Source organism: Dyella lipolytica (assembly GCF_030160075.1).
Lineage (GTDB): Bacteria > Pseudomonadota > Gammaproteobacteria > Xanthomonadales > Rhodanobacteraceae > Dyella_B > Dyella_B lipolytica.
Genome location: NZ_BSNQ01000009.1, coordinates 571,796 through 586,829, shown reverse-complemented (window position 1 = coordinate 586,829; position 15,034 = coordinate 571,796). Strand labels below are relative to the sequence as shown.

Sequence of the window (15,034 nt, the reverse complement as noted above, 5' to 3'; positions counted from 1 at the left end):
GCTTGTCGAAACGGGATGCCGGCAAAGTCGCCGGCTACATTGGGGCCACGGCCTCGCATTACCCGTCTTAGGAGTCGCCGCCATGTGTGGAATCGTCGCTGCCGCCGCCCAACGTGATGTGGCACCACTCTTGATCGCCGGTCTCAAGGCGCTCGAATACCGCGGTTACGATTCGGCAGGTCTCGCCGTGCTGGAGGCAGGGCAGGTCCACCGTGTGCGCGCCAAGGGCAAAGTGCGCGAGATGGAAGCCCTGTATCTCGCCGATCCCTTTCCGGGCGGCACCGGCATCGCACACACCCGCTGGGCCACGCACGGCGTACCCAACGAAGCAAACGCGCACCCGCATATGGTCGGCCGTGTGACCCTGGTGCATAACGGCATCATTGAAAACTACGTATCGTTGCGCACGGAGCTGCAGGCGAAGGGCTACGTCTTCACGTCTGAAACCGATACTGAAGTGATGGCCGCCCTGGTCGATGTGAATATCTCCAAGGGCATGAGTCTGCGCGAGGCCGTACTCGCCACCGTGCGCGAACTCGAGGGCGCTTATGCCATCGCCGTGATCAGCCGCGACGAACCCGGTCGCGTGGTCGGCGCACGCCGCGGCGCACCGCTGCTGATCGGCGTGGGCATCGGCGAAAACTTTCTTGGTTCGGATGCGCAGGCACTGGTCCAGGTCACCAACAAGATCATCTATCTCGAGGAAGACGACGTCGTCGAGATTAGCCGCGAAGGCGCACGTATCTACACGCTCGACGGCAAGCCCGTCGAACGTGCCACGCATGAAAGCGAGCTTTCCGCCGACGCCGTCGAGCGTGGCGAATACCGCCACTACATGCAGAAGGAAATCTTCGAGCAGCCGCGCGCTGTCGCCAACACGCTCGAAGCGCGCATCGGCGCCGGCGGCGTGCTGCCCAACGTCTTCGGTATCGGCGGCGACGAACTGTTGGCGAAAGTAAAAGGCGTGCACATCATCGCCTGCGGCACCAGCTATCACGCCGGCATGGTCGCCAAATACTGGATCGAAGAATACGCACGCCTGCCGGTCAGCGTGGAAGTCGCCAGCGAATATCGTTATCGCGAAGCCGTGGTGCCGGAAGGCACACTGTTCATCGCCATCTCGCAATCCGGCGAAACGGCCGACACGTTGGCCGCCATGCGCGAATCGCGTCGTCGCGGCTATCTGGGCACACTCGCCATCTGCAACGTGCCCGAATCGTCCGCCGTGCGCGAAGCCGATCTGAAATTGATGACGCGCGCCGGCCCCGAAATCGGCGTCGCCTCTACCAAGGCCTTCACCACTCAGCTCGCCGCACTGGCCTTGCTGACGCTGCATCTGGCCAAGCAACAAGGGCTCGATAGCGCGCGCTACAACGACTTGTGCGCGCAACTGCATCGCCTTCCACGCGCCATCGACGAAGCGTTGAAGCTCGAGCCGCAGATCATCGAGCTCGCCGCCAGCTTCATTCCGCGCCACCACGCGCTGTTCCTGGGTCGAGGTGCACACTTTCCGGTCGCCCTGGAAGGTTCGCTTAAGCTCAAGGAAATCTCATACATCCACGCCGAGGCTTATCCCGCCGGCGAACTCAAGCACGGGCCGCTAGCCTTGGTGGACGAAGATATGCCGGTGGTTGCCGTAGCACCCAACGGTCCGTTGCTCGATAAACTCAAATCCAACTTGCAGGAAGTGCGTGCTCGCGGCGGTGAACTGATCGTGTTCGCCGACTCGGCTGCGCATATCGACGGCGGTGCTACGCGCGGCAGCATCCTGCGCATCGATGCCGGCGGCGACTTCATTGCGCCTGCGGTGTTCACGGTGCCGCTGCAACTGCTCGCTTATCACGTCGCTGTGTTGCGCGGCACTGACGTCGATCAGCCGCGCAATTTGGCGAAATCCGTGACAGTGGAGTGATTTGGCCGAGATCGCGCGGCTTCTGTGCAGTCACTCGCGAGCTGCGAGTGCGCGGTTGACCCGCAGCGCAATCAACGTGCATGCAACACCGGAAAGCAGATACACGCTCACGGCGCCCAAGCCAAAGCGTGTAGATAGGCCCAGCGCGACGAGCGGTGCGAACCCGGCGCCAATCAGCCACGCGAAGTCGGAAGTGAGTGCCGCGCCGGTGTAGCGCAGTCGAATTTCGAAATTCGATGTGACGCTACCTGCCGCCTGGCCATACGACAGGCCGAGCAAGGTGAAGCCCACTACGATGAAAGCGTCCTGGGCGGCTTTGCCTCCACCGAGCAGCCATGGCGCGAACAGCGCAAAGATGCCGATGAGCACGGCTGCTGTGCCGAGCGTCGTCCGTCGGCCGATGCGGTCGGCGATGATGCCCGATGCGATGATGCCGAGGATGCCCGCCATAGCGCCAAAGATCTGCACGGCCAGCACGGAATTCACCGACTGCACCGAACCCAGCACGATCCACGAGAGCGGGAAGATCGAGACCAGGTGGAACAGCGCATAGCTCGCGAGCGCCGCGAATGCGCCGACAAAAATGTTGTAGCCTTGCTTGCGCAGCATGTCGATGATGCCGATCGGATCCAGCTCGCGTTCTTCCATCGCGTGCGTGTATTCCTGGGTCACCACGAGTCGCAAGCGCGCGAACAGAGCGACCACGTTGATGGTGAACGCGACGAAGAACGGATAGCGCCAACCCCAGTCGATGAAGTCGTCGTGGGACAACTGCGAGTGCAGAAAAAGGAACAGCGCGCTAGCGATCATGAAGCCGATGGGGGCGCTGAGCTGACCTAGCATCGCGTACCAGCCACGGCGTTCCGGCGGCGTGTTGAGCGCGAGCAGGGAAGGCAGGCCGTCCCACGAACCGCCCAATGCGATGCCTTGCAGGAAACGGAAGAACGCCAACAGACCGATCGCCCAGCCGCCAATCGTGGTGTAGCTGGGCAGGAAAGCCATGCCCGCCGTCGCGCTGCCGAGCAAAAAAAGCGCGATCGTCAGCTTGGTGCCGCGGCTCCAGCGCCGCTGAAACGACATGAACAGCGTGGTGCCGATCGGGCGCGCGATAAATGCGAGCGAGAAAACCATGAAGGACAGCAGCATGCCGTCCAATCGGTTTTCGAACGGGAAGAACACCGACGGAAACACCAATACGCATGCGATGCCGAACACGAAGAAATCGAAGTATTCGGAAGTTCGCCCAATCACCACGCCGATGGCAATCTCGCCCGGCGCCACTTTCGCGTGGGCGTGGATGCGCCCGAGTTCTTCCTCGGTGAAGCCGGCGGGTTCGCGCTGATCCTGAAACGTACCTGACATCGTCGTTACCCGGAAAAGGGAGGTGCGGCAGCTACAGCATGGCACCGTCTTAGCGTCAAGGCTAGGGATAGGCGTTCAATTTCTCGCGGAGTGTATGAGGCGACTGCGTTCGCCGTTAACCCCCAAACGGGTGGTGACTTAGCCAGGCGCGATCGGTAGCCTTTTTAGCATCAGCTTGTCACGACGTTTCAATACGGTAGGTCGGTCTGCACGCTCCACGGGCTTCGTTTGGTGGCACAGCGCATAGGCAGAATCGTACAAAACTAGGCAGAATCGAACAAAGTATCCACATCATTTGCTTGTGACCCGCCGATCGGCGTACCTTTTCAGAGCAGCACACCCTTTCCCTCTTGGTTAAGTCGCCGGTTATGTCCATCAAGGCTCTCCGAGGACTGCTCCTGATTCCCGTTGCCCTGCTAGCCGGGTGCCATACGGTACTCATGTCGCCTTCCGGCGACTTGGCGCTGCAGCAGCGCAATCTGATCATCGACTCCGTGTTGCTCATGCTGTTGATCATCGTGCCGGTGATCGCGTTGACCTTGCTGTTCGCCTGGCACTTCCGTGCGTCGAACAAAGAGGCCGACTACGACCCGGATTGGGATCACTCCACCATGCTCGAGCTGCTGATCTGGTCGGCTCCGTTGCTGATCATCATCGCGCTGGGCGCACTGACTTGGGTCAGCACGCATAAGCTGGATCCCTATCGTCCCTTGGACCGTATAGCGGCCGGGCACTCGGTTCCCGCCGATGTAAAGCCGTTGACGGTGGAGGTGGTCGCGCTCGACTGGAAATGGCTGTTCATTTACCCCGAACAGGGCATTGCCACCGTGAACGACTTGGCCGCACCAGTGAATCGGCCCATCCAGTTCAAGATAACTGCCTCGACAGTGATGAACTCGTTCTTCATTCCAGCGCTGGCCGGCCAGATCTACGCCATGCCGAACATGGAGACGCAGTTGCAGGCGGTGATGAACAAACCCGGCGATTTTGAGGGGTTTTCGGCCAATTACAGCGGCGCAGGCTTTTCCGGGATGCACTTCACCTTCCACGCCGTAAGCGAGGACGCCTTCGCGCAGTGGGTCCAGCAAGCGAAGACCAGTGGCAACGCGTTGAGTCGCGATGCTTATGTGAAGCTCCAACAGCCGAGCCAGGACGAGCCAGTACACCGTTACGCGACCGTGGACGCGGGGCTTTACGAGGACATTCTGACCAACTGTATTCAACCAGACAGCATGTCATGCATGCGCAACATGAAAGCATCGGATGCCGGCGCTATGCGATCCAGCAACGATTCGACCGGCATGGCCGCCATGCCGACGGCCCATCCATAGTGACCTGCCAGACCGCGTACGGGTGCAAAAGATGCTTGCTCATCCCGACCTGACTCAACTGATTTTCGGTCGACTCACCATCGATCAACTGCCACTCCATGAGCCGATCGTGGTGGGCACGTTCATTGTCGTGGCGCTGCTTGGGGCAGCGTTGCTGGGGGCGGTCACGTATTTCCGCCTGTGGGGTTATCTCTGGCACGAGTGGTTTACCAGCATCGATCACAAGAAGATCGGTGTGATGTACATCATTCTGTCGCTGGTGATGCTGCTGCGCGGTTTTTCCGACGCGATCATGATGCGCGCGCAGCAGGCCATTTCGTTCGGCCATTCGACGGGCTATCTGCCGCCGTTCCACTACGACCAGATATTTACTGCGCACGGCGTGATCATGATTTTCTTCGTCGCCATGCCGATGGTGACGGGCATCATGAACTTCGTGATGCCGCTGCAGATCGGCGCACGCGACGTGGCATTTCCCTTCCTCAACAATTTCAGTCTCTGGATGACCATTTCCGGTGCCGTGCTGGTGATGATGTCGTTGTTCGTCGGCGAATTCGCGCGTACGGGATGGCTGGCGTATCCACCGCTTTCCGATATTGCGGCCAGCCCGGATGCCGGGGTGGATTACTACATCTGGGCCTTGCAGATCGCCGGTGTCGGAACTTTGTTATCGGGCGTGAATCTGCTCACGACCATCATCAAGATGCGTGCGCCCGGCATGACGCTGATGCGGATGCCGATTTTTACCTGGACGGCGCTATGCACCAACGTGCTGATCGTGGCGGCATTCCCCGTACTCACCGCGGCGCTGGCGATGCTGGCGCTCGACCGGTACGCCGGCACGAACTTCTTCACCACCATGCTTGGCGGCAACGCCATGATGTACATCAACCTGATCTGGATCTGGGGCCATCCGGAGGTTTACATCCTGATCTTGCCGGCGTTCGGTGTCTTCTCCGAGGTAACCGCCACGTTCTGCCGCAAGCGACTGTTCGGCTATGCGTCGATGGTGTACGCCACGGTGGTGATCACGGTGCTGTCCTACCTCGTGTGGCTGCACCACTTCTTTACGATGGGGTCGGGTGCCAGCGTCAATTCGTTCTTCGGCATCACCACGATGATCATCTCGATTCCCACGGGCGCGAAGATCTTCAACTGGTTGTTCACCATGTATCGCGGGCGCATCACGTTCGAAGTGCCGATGCTGTGGACGGTGGCCTTCATGGTGACCTTCGTCCTCGGTGGCATGACCGGCGTGATGCTCGCCGTGCCGCCGGCGGATTTCTCGCTGCACAACAGCCTGTTTCTGGTCGCTCACTTCCACAACGTGATCATTGGCGGTGTGCTGTTCGGCATGTTCGCGGGTGTCAATTACTGGTTCCCCAAGGCCTTCGGCTTCAGGCTCGATCCGTTCTGGGGCAAGTGCTCGTTCTGGTTCTGGGTGGCCGGGTTCTATTTCGCTTTCATGCCGCTTTACGTGCTTGGCTTCATGGGTGTCACGCGCCGGCTCAGTCACTTCGACGATCCTTCGCTGCAGATCTGGTTCGAGATCGCGGCGTTCGGCGCCTTCCTGATTTTGCTGGGCATCCTCAGCATGCTGATGCAGTTTTACGTCAGCTTCCGCGACCGCGAGAGACTGCGCGACGTCACCGGTGATCCCTGGGGCGGGCGCACGCTGGAATGGTCCACTTCGTCGCCGCCGCCGAAATACAACTTTGCTTTTACGCCGTGCATCCACGACATCGATGCGTGGTGGCAGATGAAGCAACATCGCTACCAGCGGCCGCTGCAAGGCTTCCAGCCCATTCACATGCCGAAGAATACGGGCGCAGGGATCATTCTTGCGGGCATCGCCACTGTGTTCGGCTTTGCGATGATCTGGTACATGTGGCCGTTGGCGATCATCTCTTTCGCCGCGCTGATCGCCACCGCGATCGGCCATACCTTCAACTACCACCGCGACTACTACATACCGGCGGACGAAGTGGCGCGCGTCGAGTCGTCACGTACGGAGCTGCTTGGCCATGTCTGATACCTCGATCGCCATGGGCAGTCCGTCGGAACCGCTGCGCTTCCATGTGGAGGGCGAGCATCACGTCGAAAACGGCACGCTGCTCGGTTTCTGGCTGTATCTGATGAGCGACTGCCTCGTCTTCGCCTGCCTGTTTGCGGCCTACGGCGTGCTAGGTCGGAACTATGCGGGCGGGCCCACAGCGGCGCAGGTGCTCGAGCTGCCCGTGGTAGCAGTCAACACCACGCTGTTGTTGCTCTCATCGATCACGTATGGCTTTGCGGTGCTCGAAATGCAGCAAAACCGGCGTGCTCCGATGATGGCGTGGTTGACGGTCACCGGCCTGCTTGGTGCGGGCTTTATCGGCTTGGAATTGACGGAGTTTGCCCACCTCATCTCCATCGGCGCCGGTCCGCAGCGCAGCGCGTTTCTTTCGTCGTTCTTCACCTTGGTCGGTACGCACGGCCTGCACGTCACCTGCGGCATCATCTGGCTGATTACGCTGATGGTGCAGGTCGGCAAGAAAGGTTTGATTCCTGCCAACAAGCGCCGGCTGATGTGCCTGTCCATGTTCTGGCACTTCCTGGACGTGGTGTGGGTGGGTGTTTTCAGCTTTGTCTATCTGATGGGAGTGCTGCCATGAGCGAACACACCCAGCCCGTTCACGGCGACGATGCGCATGAGCACGATGACAGCGGCGTCGGCGCCATCCATGCCACCCTGAAAGGTTACATGACGGGTTTTGCGCTCGCGGCGATTCTGACGGCCATTCCGTTCTGGTTGGTGATGAGCGGTGCGTTCGCGAAAACCGGCCCGGCCGACGCCTTGATACTCTTGCTGGCGGGCATCCAGATCATCGTGCACATGGTCTACTTCCTGCATATGAACACGAAGTCCGAGGGCGGCTGGAACATGCTCGCGCTGGTCTTCACGATCGTACTGGTGGTCATCACGTTGAGCGGTTCCATCTGGATCATGTACCACCTCAACAGCAACATGATGCCGTGGACAATGCAGGACGCGCGCAACCAGCCGTGACCAAACATCGGAGGCATGCGATCATTCCCGATCATGCCTCCCGCTGATACTTCCACTGAAGACGTTGTGCGCGGCCCGCGCGGTCCGCTGGGGCTGACGCTGCTCGCCATCTTCGCGTTGTGCTTGTTCAGCGGCTTTGTCGCCCTGGGCAACTGGCAAGTTCACCGCCTTGCCTGGAAGCGCGATCTCATCGCGCGTGTCGATCAACGCGTGCACGCGCCGCCTGTTGCGCCGCCTGCGCCCGGTCAATGGAGCCATGTAAATGCCGAAGACGATGAGTACCGGCATGTGCTTCTGCGCGGTGTCTTCCTCAACGATCGTCAGACGCTGATCTGGGCCGCCACGGACGAAGGCAGCGGCTACTGGGTCATGACGCCGTTGCGCATGGCCGATGGTTCCATCGTGTTGATCAATCGGGGGTATGCGCCTTCCGACTGGTGCGGCCGTGATGGGCATTGCGCAGCCGGCCCCAGCGGCGAAACCACCGTGACCGGGTTGCTGCGCATGTCCGAACCGTCGGTTTTCCTGCGTCACAACGATCCTGCACGCAACAGCTGGTATACGCGCGATGTGCAGGCGATTGCCGCCGCCCGCGGCCTCACCGGTGTGGCGCCTTATTTCGTGGACGCCGATGCTGCACCAGCTGATGCGGGTCAGCCGTCATGGCCTCATGGTGGCAAGACCGTCATCAGCTTTCCCAACAACCATCTCAGCTACCTGATCACCTGGTATCTGCTTGCCTTGATGGTGCTCGCTGCCAGCCTTTACGTGGGCTACGACGAATATCGGCTTCGTCGTTCTGCGTGAACAAGCGCAGTGGCTTCAGGCGCGAGAACCGAAGAACGTCGCGCTAAAGATCGCGCTGAGCACCGACTCGGCGGCGTTGTCCGGTAGCTCGCCGGGCATGCTCATGTTGAAATACTTCACGCCGTCGCACAGCCCCATCATTGCCAGTGCAAGATCGGCCGCCGAAGCGGGCAAGGGCATTTCCATCCGCTTGCAGAATTGCGTGATGAAGTAAGCGATCACATCGCGCTTTTCCAGGCACAAGGCGTTCAGGCGTTGACGAAATTTCGCGTCGCGCACCGAATGCAGCCGTGCTTCGGCCCACAGTACATAACTGGTGTTATCGCCGTAACACTGGCTGTAGAACAGCGCGAGTTGTCGCTGCAGATCCTTGCCGGAAAGATCGGTGTCGAGCAGCTGCTGCAAGCCTTCCTGTACGTCCACGTGATCGCGCTTGAGCAGCTCGATGAACAAGTCGGTCTTGCTTTTGAAGTTCGAGTAGAACGCGCCGCGGGTGTAGCCGGCGTGGCCGGTGATGTCTTCCACGCTGGTCGCGGTCAAGCCTTTCTTGGCAATCGCGACCGCAGCCGCATCGAGCAGGCGTACTCGCGTCTGTTCTCGGCTTTCTTCGCGGGTCAGTCGTTTACGTGGCATGGCGCCATATTACCACGACCTCTGGCACATGTATTTCGATACCCATTTGAATTCAGATACAGTTGTGTATTAGAGTTCATTATCGTATTTCCGGCGGTCGCGACCGCCAAACCCCTTCCATCCCCAGGAGCGGCCCGTGAACGTCCGAGAATTTCCCCAGCCACGCCAACGGATGCGGCGGCGCGCCTGGCTGCCATATGCCGTGGCCGTGCCGCTGATCCTGCTGGCGGCATGCGGCAGGAAAGCGCCGGAATCAGAGGCGGCCTTGCCGGTCATCGCATTGCCGGTGCAGGCAGTCGACGGTCTGTCCTACGGTCGCTTCCCTGGCGAAATTCATGCGCGCTATGAGATGCCACTGTCGTTCCGAGTGAGCGGCCAATTGACCGCGCGCTATGTCACCGCGGGCGATGTCGTGAAGAAAGGGCAGGCCTTGGCCCAGCTCGATCCAGCCGATGCGGGCAACCAGCTCGCCGCAGCCAAGGCGGCGCTGGAGGCGGCCGAACATCGCCTGCTTTTCGCCACGCAGCAACGCGACCGGGACGAAGCGCAGTCCAAACAGAACCTCATCAGCCAGCTACAGCTGGAACAGACGCAGGATGCCTACGCCTCCGCGCTTGCCGCACGCGATCAGGCAAAGCAGCAGGTCGAGCTGGCGCAGAATCAATCGCGCTACACCATGCTGGTCGCCGATCACGACGGCGCCATCACCAGCCGGCAGGCGGATGTGGGCCAAGTGCTTGCCGCGGGGCAGGCGGTGTTCGGCTTTGCATGGTCGGGCGACCGCGATGTGGATCTCGATGTGCCGGAAAGCCGAGTCGACGGCATCGTCATCGGACAAACAGCCACGGTGACCTTGCCCGCATTGCCGGGTCGCGTCTTCGCTGCGCATGTGCGGGAAATCGCACCAGCAGCCGATCCGCAGTCGCGCACTTATCTCGTCAAACTCACTATCGACCAGCCCGGGACGCTGCTGCAACTCGGCATGACCGCCGATGTAGCGCTCCAGAGCAGCAAGCCATCCGGCGCAACGGTAAGCATCCCGGCCACTGCGTTGTTCCACCAGGGCGAGCATCCGGCCGTGTGGGTGGTACGTCCTGCCGATGCGACACTGGAACTGCGACCCGTCACCATCGTCCGCTACGGCGAGCGCGATGTGTTGATCGCCGATGGATTGAAGGCAGGCGAACGGGTGGTGATGCAGGGTGTGCACACCGTCACGGCGGGCGAAAAGGTGACGCCGATAGCGCCGCCGCATCCTGAGGATGCGCCGCAATGAGCAGTAGCGAACGCTTCAATCTTTCGGCGTGGACACTGCGCCATCAGTCGTTGGTATTTTTTCTGATGGGCATGATCGCGTTGTTCGGCATGCTGTCGTACAAGCATCTGTCGCAGTCGGAAGACCCGCCGTTCACCTTCAAGGTGATGGTTATCCAAACCTTCTGGCCCGGCGCCAGCGCGCAACAAGTGCAAGAAGAAGTGACCGACCGCATTTCCCGCAAGCTGCAGGAAACGCCGTCGATCGATTTTCTGCGCAGTTATTCGCGTCCCGGCGAGTCGCTGATCTTCTTCAACATCAAGGACTCGGCACCCGCCTCCATCGTGCCGGAGACCTGGTATCAAGTACGCAAGAAAGTGGGCGATATCGGCACGCAGCTGCCGCAGGGCGTGCAGGGGCCGTTCTTCAACGACGAATTCGGCGACGTCTACACCAACATCTATGCGCTGGAAGGCGACGGCTATACACCGGCGCAATTGCACGACTACGCCGACCAGTTGCGCGCCGAACTGCTGCGCGTACCTGGGGTAGGCAAGGTCGATTACTTTGGCGACCAGAACCAGCACATCTATATCGACATTCCCAACGTGCAGCTGGCTAAGTTGGGCATCAGCCCGCAACAGATCGCACAGGCGATCGATCAGCAGAACGCGGTGGCGTCGGTCGGCGTGCTGACGACTGCCGACGATCGCATGTTCGTACGACCGAGCGGACAGTTCGACGATATGAATGCGCTGGCGGACACGTTGCTGCACATCAACGGCAAAAGCATCCGGCTTGGCGATATCGCCACCATTCGCCGCGGCTACGATGATCCGCCGACCCAGCAAGTGCGGTTTATGGGACAGCCGGTGCTAGGCATCGGTGTCACCATGCAACCTGGCGGCGATGTGATCCAGCTCGGCAAAGCGTTGGATCAGACGACGGTCGCATTGCAGAAGCGTCTCCCGGCCGGTTTGAAGCTGTCGGAAGTTACCAGCATGCCGCACGCCGTCTCGCATTCGGTGGACGACTTTCTGGAATCGGTGGCCGAAGCGGTCACCATCGTTCTGTTGGTGAGTTTGTTGAGCCTGGGTTTTCGCACGGGCATGGTGGTGGTGATCTCGATTCCGTTCGTGCTGGCCGCTACGGCACTATGCATGGATATCTTCGGCATAGGCCTGCACAAAGTATCCCTGGGTACCCTGGTGCTCGCGTTGGGCCTGCTGGTGGACGATGCGATCATCGCCGTCGAGATGATGTCGGTGAAGCTGGAGCAGGGTTGGGGCCGCATGCGCGCCGCTGCGTTTGCCTATACCAGCACCGCCTTTCCGATGTTGACGGGCACCTTGGTGACGGTGTCCGGTTTCTTGCCTATTGCCTTGGCGAAGTCGGGCACCGGCGAATACACGCGGTCGATTTTCGAAGTGTCGGCGATCGCTTTGCTGGTGTCCTGGTTGGCCGCGGTGATCGTGATTCCGCTGCTGGGCTATCACATGCTGCCGGAGCATCATGAGCGCGCGAAGGTGGGGCAGGAATGGTGGGCCCGCTTCTTGCCGCAGCGTTTACGCGCAGCGCGCAGCGCGAAAGCTTCGCAGCCGGTGCATAACGGCGAAGACATCGAGATCTACGACACCGCCTTTTATCGTCGCTTCCGCCGCTGGCTGGATTTCTGCCTGCGCAATCGATGGCTGGTGCTAGCCTCGACGGTGGCGCTGTTCGTAATTTCGCTGGCGGGTTTTGGCCTAGTGCCCAAGCAGTTCTTTCCGAGTTCCGATCGCCCTGAGTTGCTGGTCGATCTGCGTCTGCCGGAAGGGGCGTCTTATGCGGCAACGTTGCGCGAAACAAAGCGTTTCGAAGCAGCTATTCAAGGACGCAAGGAAATCGCCAGCTACGTCAGTTTTGTGGGCAGCGGCGCGCCGCGTTTCTATCTGCCGCTGGATCAGCAGTTGGCGCAGCCCAACTTTGCCCAGTTCGTGATCACCGCCAAGGACGTCAAGCAGCGCGAACAACTGGCGGCATTTCTGGATGGCGAGTTGAAGCAGGATTTCAGCGCCGTGCGCAGCCGCGTCAGTCGCTTGGAGAACGGTCCGCCGGTGGGCTTCCCGGTAGCGTTCCGGGTCAACGGCGACGATATCGCGACGGTGCGCGGAATCGCCGAACAAGTCGCCACAGTGATGCGCGCCGACCCGAACACCACCAATGTGCAGTTCGATTGGGACGAGCCCGCCGAACGCTCGGTGCGTTTCGAAGTCGATCAGGTGAAGGCGCGTCAGCTAGGTATCAGCTCGCAGGACGTGGCCAATTTCCTCGCGATGACGCTGTCGGGAACCACGGTGACGCAGTTCCGCGAGCGCGACAAATTGATCGCAGTAGACCTGCGCAGCATGCATGGCGACCGCATCCATCCCGATGAGATCGAACGGCTGGCGATACCGACACCCAGCGGAACCGCGATACCGCTCGCGCAACTCGGACACGTTACATACGGGCTCGAGTATGGCGTGATCTGGGAGCGCGATCGGCAACCGTCGATCACCGTGCAGTCGGATACGCGTGGCGGTGCGCAGGGTCTCGACGTCACGAACGCCGTCGACAAAAAGCTCGCCGATATCCGCAGCCATTTGCCGGTCGGCTATCGCGTCGAAATAGGCGGTGCAGTGGAACAAAACGAGAAGGCGCAAAGTTCGATCAATGCGCAGATGCCCTTGATGGTGATCGCTGTGCTGACCTTGCTGATGATCCAGCTGCAAAGCGTCAGTCGCACGTTCATGGTGGTGCTGACGGCGCCGCTCGGTCTGATCGGTGTGATTGCCGCGTTGTTGCTGTTCGGTCAGCCGTTCGGTTTCGTCGCCATGCTCGGCACCATTGCGATGTTCGGCATCATCATGCGCAACTCGGTGATCCTGGTCGACCAGATCGAACAGGATATCCGTGCCGGCCATCCGCGTTGGGAGGCCATCGTCGGTGCCACGGTGCGGCGTTTCCGGCCGATTACCTTGACGGCTGCCGCGGCCGTGCTCGCACTGATCCCGTTATTGCGCAGCAACTTCTTCGGACCGATGGCCACCGCTTTGATGGGCGGAATCACCATCGCGACGGTGCTGACGTTGTTTTATCTGCCGGCGCTCTACGCCGTGTGGTTCCGCGTGCGCGCCGATGAGCCGGCGCAGGAACCGGAGGCTGCCGCATGAAACCTGGACATATCATTCGATCAACGCGCGTGACCATGCTGTTTGCAGCGATGGGGCTGGCCGGATGTGCCTTCGCGCCGCCGTCCAGGCCGCCGGCACCGCCTTCGCCTGACCACTATGCCGTGCAGCCGATTCCCGCCGACAGCGCCAAGGCGGACAGCGTTGCGCAGCATTTCAGTCTAGGTGCGCGTGCGGTGCCGGCATGGTGGCGCTTGTATGGTAACGACACGCTCAATGCATGGGTCGACGAGGGGCTGCGCAACAATCCATCGCTGGCCGCGACGAAACACACGCTTGAAGCGGCGCATCAACTACTGCGCGCGCAGATCGGTGCCAGCATGCTGCCGTCCCTCGACGCCGGCGGGCAGGCGAGTCGACAGCGCGCCTTGGGTGTGCCGGAATTTGGGCCACAGACCAACCTCTATGACGTCTATGCCGGCCAGCTCGAGCTGAACTACAACTTCGATCTGTTTGGCGCGACACGCCACGACATCGAACAAGTCACCGCAAAGGTCGATCAGCAGTCCTACGAATTCGATGCTGCTCAACGAGCATTGGCAGCCAATATCGTTATCGCCGCCGTCAACGCAGCCTCGCTCGCCGAACAAGTGAGCGCCAGCGAGCGGCTGTCTGTGTTGGCGCACGAGCAGTCCGATCTAACGGAGCGCGCCTACCGGCTTGGTGCGGCATCGCATGACGATCTGCTGGCCGCGCAACAAGCGGCGGCGAGCGTCGATACGTCGCTTCCGCCGTTGCGTGCGCAAGCCATGCGCGCGAGCCATGCGCTGGCGGTACTGATGGGCCGCACGCCAGACCAGGCGCCGTCGAACCTGACGCTGGCGCAGCTGCATCTGCCGACGGACGTGCCAGTCAGCGTGCCTTCCGAACTGCTGCAACAGCGGCCGGACGTGCTAGCGGCAGAGGCGGCGGTGCATGCGGCGTCCGCGCAGGTCGGTGTTGCCACGGCCAATCTGTTTCCGCATATCTCGTTGTCCGCCTCGTTGGGTTCGGCGGCTTTCAAACCATCGACCTTGTTCACCGGCGCCGCCTCGATCTGGAGCGTGGGCGCTTCGCTCACGCAGCCGATCTTTCACGGCGGGGCGTTGATGGCGCAGCGCAGAGCCGCTATCGACAGCTACGACGCGGCGCTGGCGCAGTACCAGCAGGCGGTGCTCAACGCGTTCCAAAACGTTGCCGATACCCTGACAGCGCTGAATCAGGACGCGTTGGCGCTGCAAGCCGCACAGGACGCCGCCACGGCGGCGGAGCAATCCTTCACCGATACCGGTGCGCGTTATCGCTTGGGTGCGGTTTCCTACCCGACGGCGGTACTTAGCGAGCAGCATTGGCAGAGCGCGAGGTTGACGGAAATCCAGGCCAAAGCCGCCCGCATGACCGATACCGCAGCCTTGTTCCAGGCGATGGGCGAGCCCCCTGCGACCATGCTTGCCCGCTGATTCTCCCCCCTGCTTGCAGGGGGAGAAGCTCGCC

11 protein-coding genes are annotated in these 15,034 nt (G+C 61.0%); 9 read left to right on the top strand and 2 right to left on the bottom strand.

Annotation, left to right across the window (positions count from 1 at the left end; genetic code table 11):
* The first annotated feature begins 82 nt into the window (after nucleotides 1–82).
* Entirely contained in the window at nucleotides 83–1,912 is a 1,830-nt protein-coding gene (glmS, locus tag QQL64_RS15745; protein ID WP_284401359.1) for a glutamine--fructose-6-phosphate transaminase (isomerizing), read from the top strand.
* 30 nt (nucleotides 1,913–1,942) lie between these two features.
* On the opposite strand, the gene QQL64_RS15740 is transcribed toward glmS, so the two are convergent.
* Nucleotides 1,943–3,274: an MFS transporter gene (locus QQL64_RS15740; protein WP_284401358.1), complete on the bottom strand. Its 1,332-nt coding sequence runs from the start codon at nucleotides 3,272–3,274 to the stop codon at nucleotides 1,943–1,945.
* A 368-nt stretch (nucleotides 3,275–3,642) separates the two neighbouring features.
* Here QQL64_RS15740 and cyoA point away from each other — a divergent pair, with 368 nt between their 5' ends.
* The 5 genes from cyoA (at nucleotide 3,643) to QQL64_RS15715 (ending at nucleotide 8,461) form a co-directional block, all read left to right on the top strand.
* The gene (gene cyoA / locus QQL64_RS15735) at nucleotides 3,643–4,605 is read left to right on the top strand and encodes a ubiquinol oxidase subunit II (RefSeq protein WP_284401357.1); all 963 of its coding nucleotides are present in this window, start codon (nucleotides 3,643–3,645) and stop codon (nucleotides 4,603–4,605) included.
* Between the two features lie 61 nt (nucleotides 4,606–4,666).
* Complete coding sequence (gene cyoB, locus QQL64_RS15730; RefSeq protein WP_284402222.1) at nucleotides 4,667–6,637, top strand: cytochrome o ubiquinol oxidase subunit I; 1,971 nt, start codon at nucleotides 4,667–4,669, stop codon at nucleotides 6,635–6,637.
* Nucleotides 6,630–7,259, top strand: a complete 630-nt coding sequence (cyoC, locus tag QQL64_RS15725) for a cytochrome o ubiquinol oxidase subunit III (protein WP_284401355.1) — start codon at nucleotides 6,630–6,632, stop codon at nucleotides 7,257–7,259. The genes cyoB and cyoC overlap by 8 nt, the downstream gene beginning before the upstream one ends.
* Entirely contained in the window at nucleotides 7,256–7,654 is a 399-nt protein-coding gene (gene cyoD / locus QQL64_RS15720) for a cytochrome o ubiquinol oxidase subunit IV (protein WP_284401353.1), read from the top strand. The genes cyoC and cyoD overlap by 4 nt, the downstream gene beginning before the upstream one ends.
* A gap of 33 nt (nucleotides 7,655–7,687) precedes the next feature.
* Entirely contained in the window at nucleotides 7,688–8,461 is a 774-nt protein-coding gene (locus QQL64_RS15715; protein ID WP_284401351.1) for an SURF1 family protein, read from the top strand.
* A 15-nt stretch (nucleotides 8,462–8,476) separates the two neighbouring features.
* On the opposite strand, the gene QQL64_RS15710 is transcribed toward QQL64_RS15715, so the two are convergent.
* Complete coding sequence (locus QQL64_RS15710; protein WP_284401349.1) at nucleotides 8,477–9,094, bottom strand: TetR/AcrR family transcriptional regulator; 618 nt, start codon at nucleotides 9,092–9,094, stop codon at nucleotides 8,477–8,479.
* 136 nt (nucleotides 9,095–9,230) lie between these two features.
* Between QQL64_RS15710 and QQL64_RS15705 the strand changes: the two genes are divergently transcribed.
* The 3 genes from QQL64_RS15705 to QQL64_RS15695 are packed head-to-tail and all read left to right on the top strand — an operon-like array spanning nucleotide 9,231 to nucleotide 15,000.
* The gene (locus QQL64_RS15705) at nucleotides 9,231–10,370 is read left to right on the top strand and encodes an efflux RND transporter periplasmic adaptor subunit (RefSeq protein ID WP_284401347.1); all 1,140 of its coding nucleotides are present in this window, start codon (nucleotides 9,231–9,233) and stop codon (nucleotides 10,368–10,370) included.
* Nucleotides 10,367–13,543, top strand: coding sequence for an efflux RND transporter permease subunit (locus QQL64_RS15700; protein WP_284401345.1), 3,177 nt, complete (start codon nucleotides 10,367–10,369; stop codon nucleotides 13,541–13,543). The genes QQL64_RS15705 and QQL64_RS15700 overlap by 4 nt, the downstream gene beginning before the upstream one ends.
* Nucleotides 13,540–15,000: an efflux transporter outer membrane subunit gene (locus tag QQL64_RS15695; protein ID WP_284401343.1), complete on the top strand. Its 1,461-nt coding sequence runs from the start codon at nucleotides 13,540–13,542 to the stop codon at nucleotides 14,998–15,000. Before QQL64_RS15700 ends, QQL64_RS15695 begins: the two co-directional genes overlap by 4 nt.
* Nucleotides 15,001–15,034: the final 34 nt, after the last annotated feature.

Coding starts and splice junctions, on each gene's coding strand:
- QQL64_RS15715 (WP_284401351.1), top strand. CDS start 7,688: ATGCCTCCCGCTGATACTTCCACTGAAGACGTTGTGCGCGGCCCGCGC.
- QQL64_RS15740 (WP_284401358.1), bottom strand. CDS start 3,274: ATGTCAGGTACGTTTCAGGATCAGCGCGAACCCGCCGGCTTCACCGAG.
- QQL64_RS15695 (WP_284401343.1), top strand. CDS start 13,540: ATGAAACCTGGACATATCATTCGATCAACGCGCGTGACCATGCTGTTT.
- QQL64_RS15710 (WP_284401349.1), bottom strand. CDS start 9,094: ATGCCACGTAAACGACTGACCCGCGAAGAAAGCCGAGAACAGACGCGA.
- cyoA (WP_284401357.1), top strand. CDS start 3,643: ATGTCCATCAAGGCTCTCCGAGGACTGCTCCTGATTCCCGTTGCCCTG.
- cyoC (WP_284401355.1), top strand. CDS start 6,630: ATGTCTGATACCTCGATCGCCATGGGCAGTCCGTCGGAACCGCTGCGC.
- QQL64_RS15700 (WP_284401345.1), top strand. CDS start 10,367: ATGAGCAGTAGCGAACGCTTCAATCTTTCGGCGTGGACACTGCGCCAT.
- cyoD (WP_284401353.1), top strand. CDS start 7,256: ATGAGCGAACACACCCAGCCCGTTCACGGCGACGATGCGCATGAGCAC.
- glmS (WP_284401359.1), top strand. CDS start 83: ATGTGTGGAATCGTCGCTGCCGCCGCCCAACGTGATGTGGCACCACTC.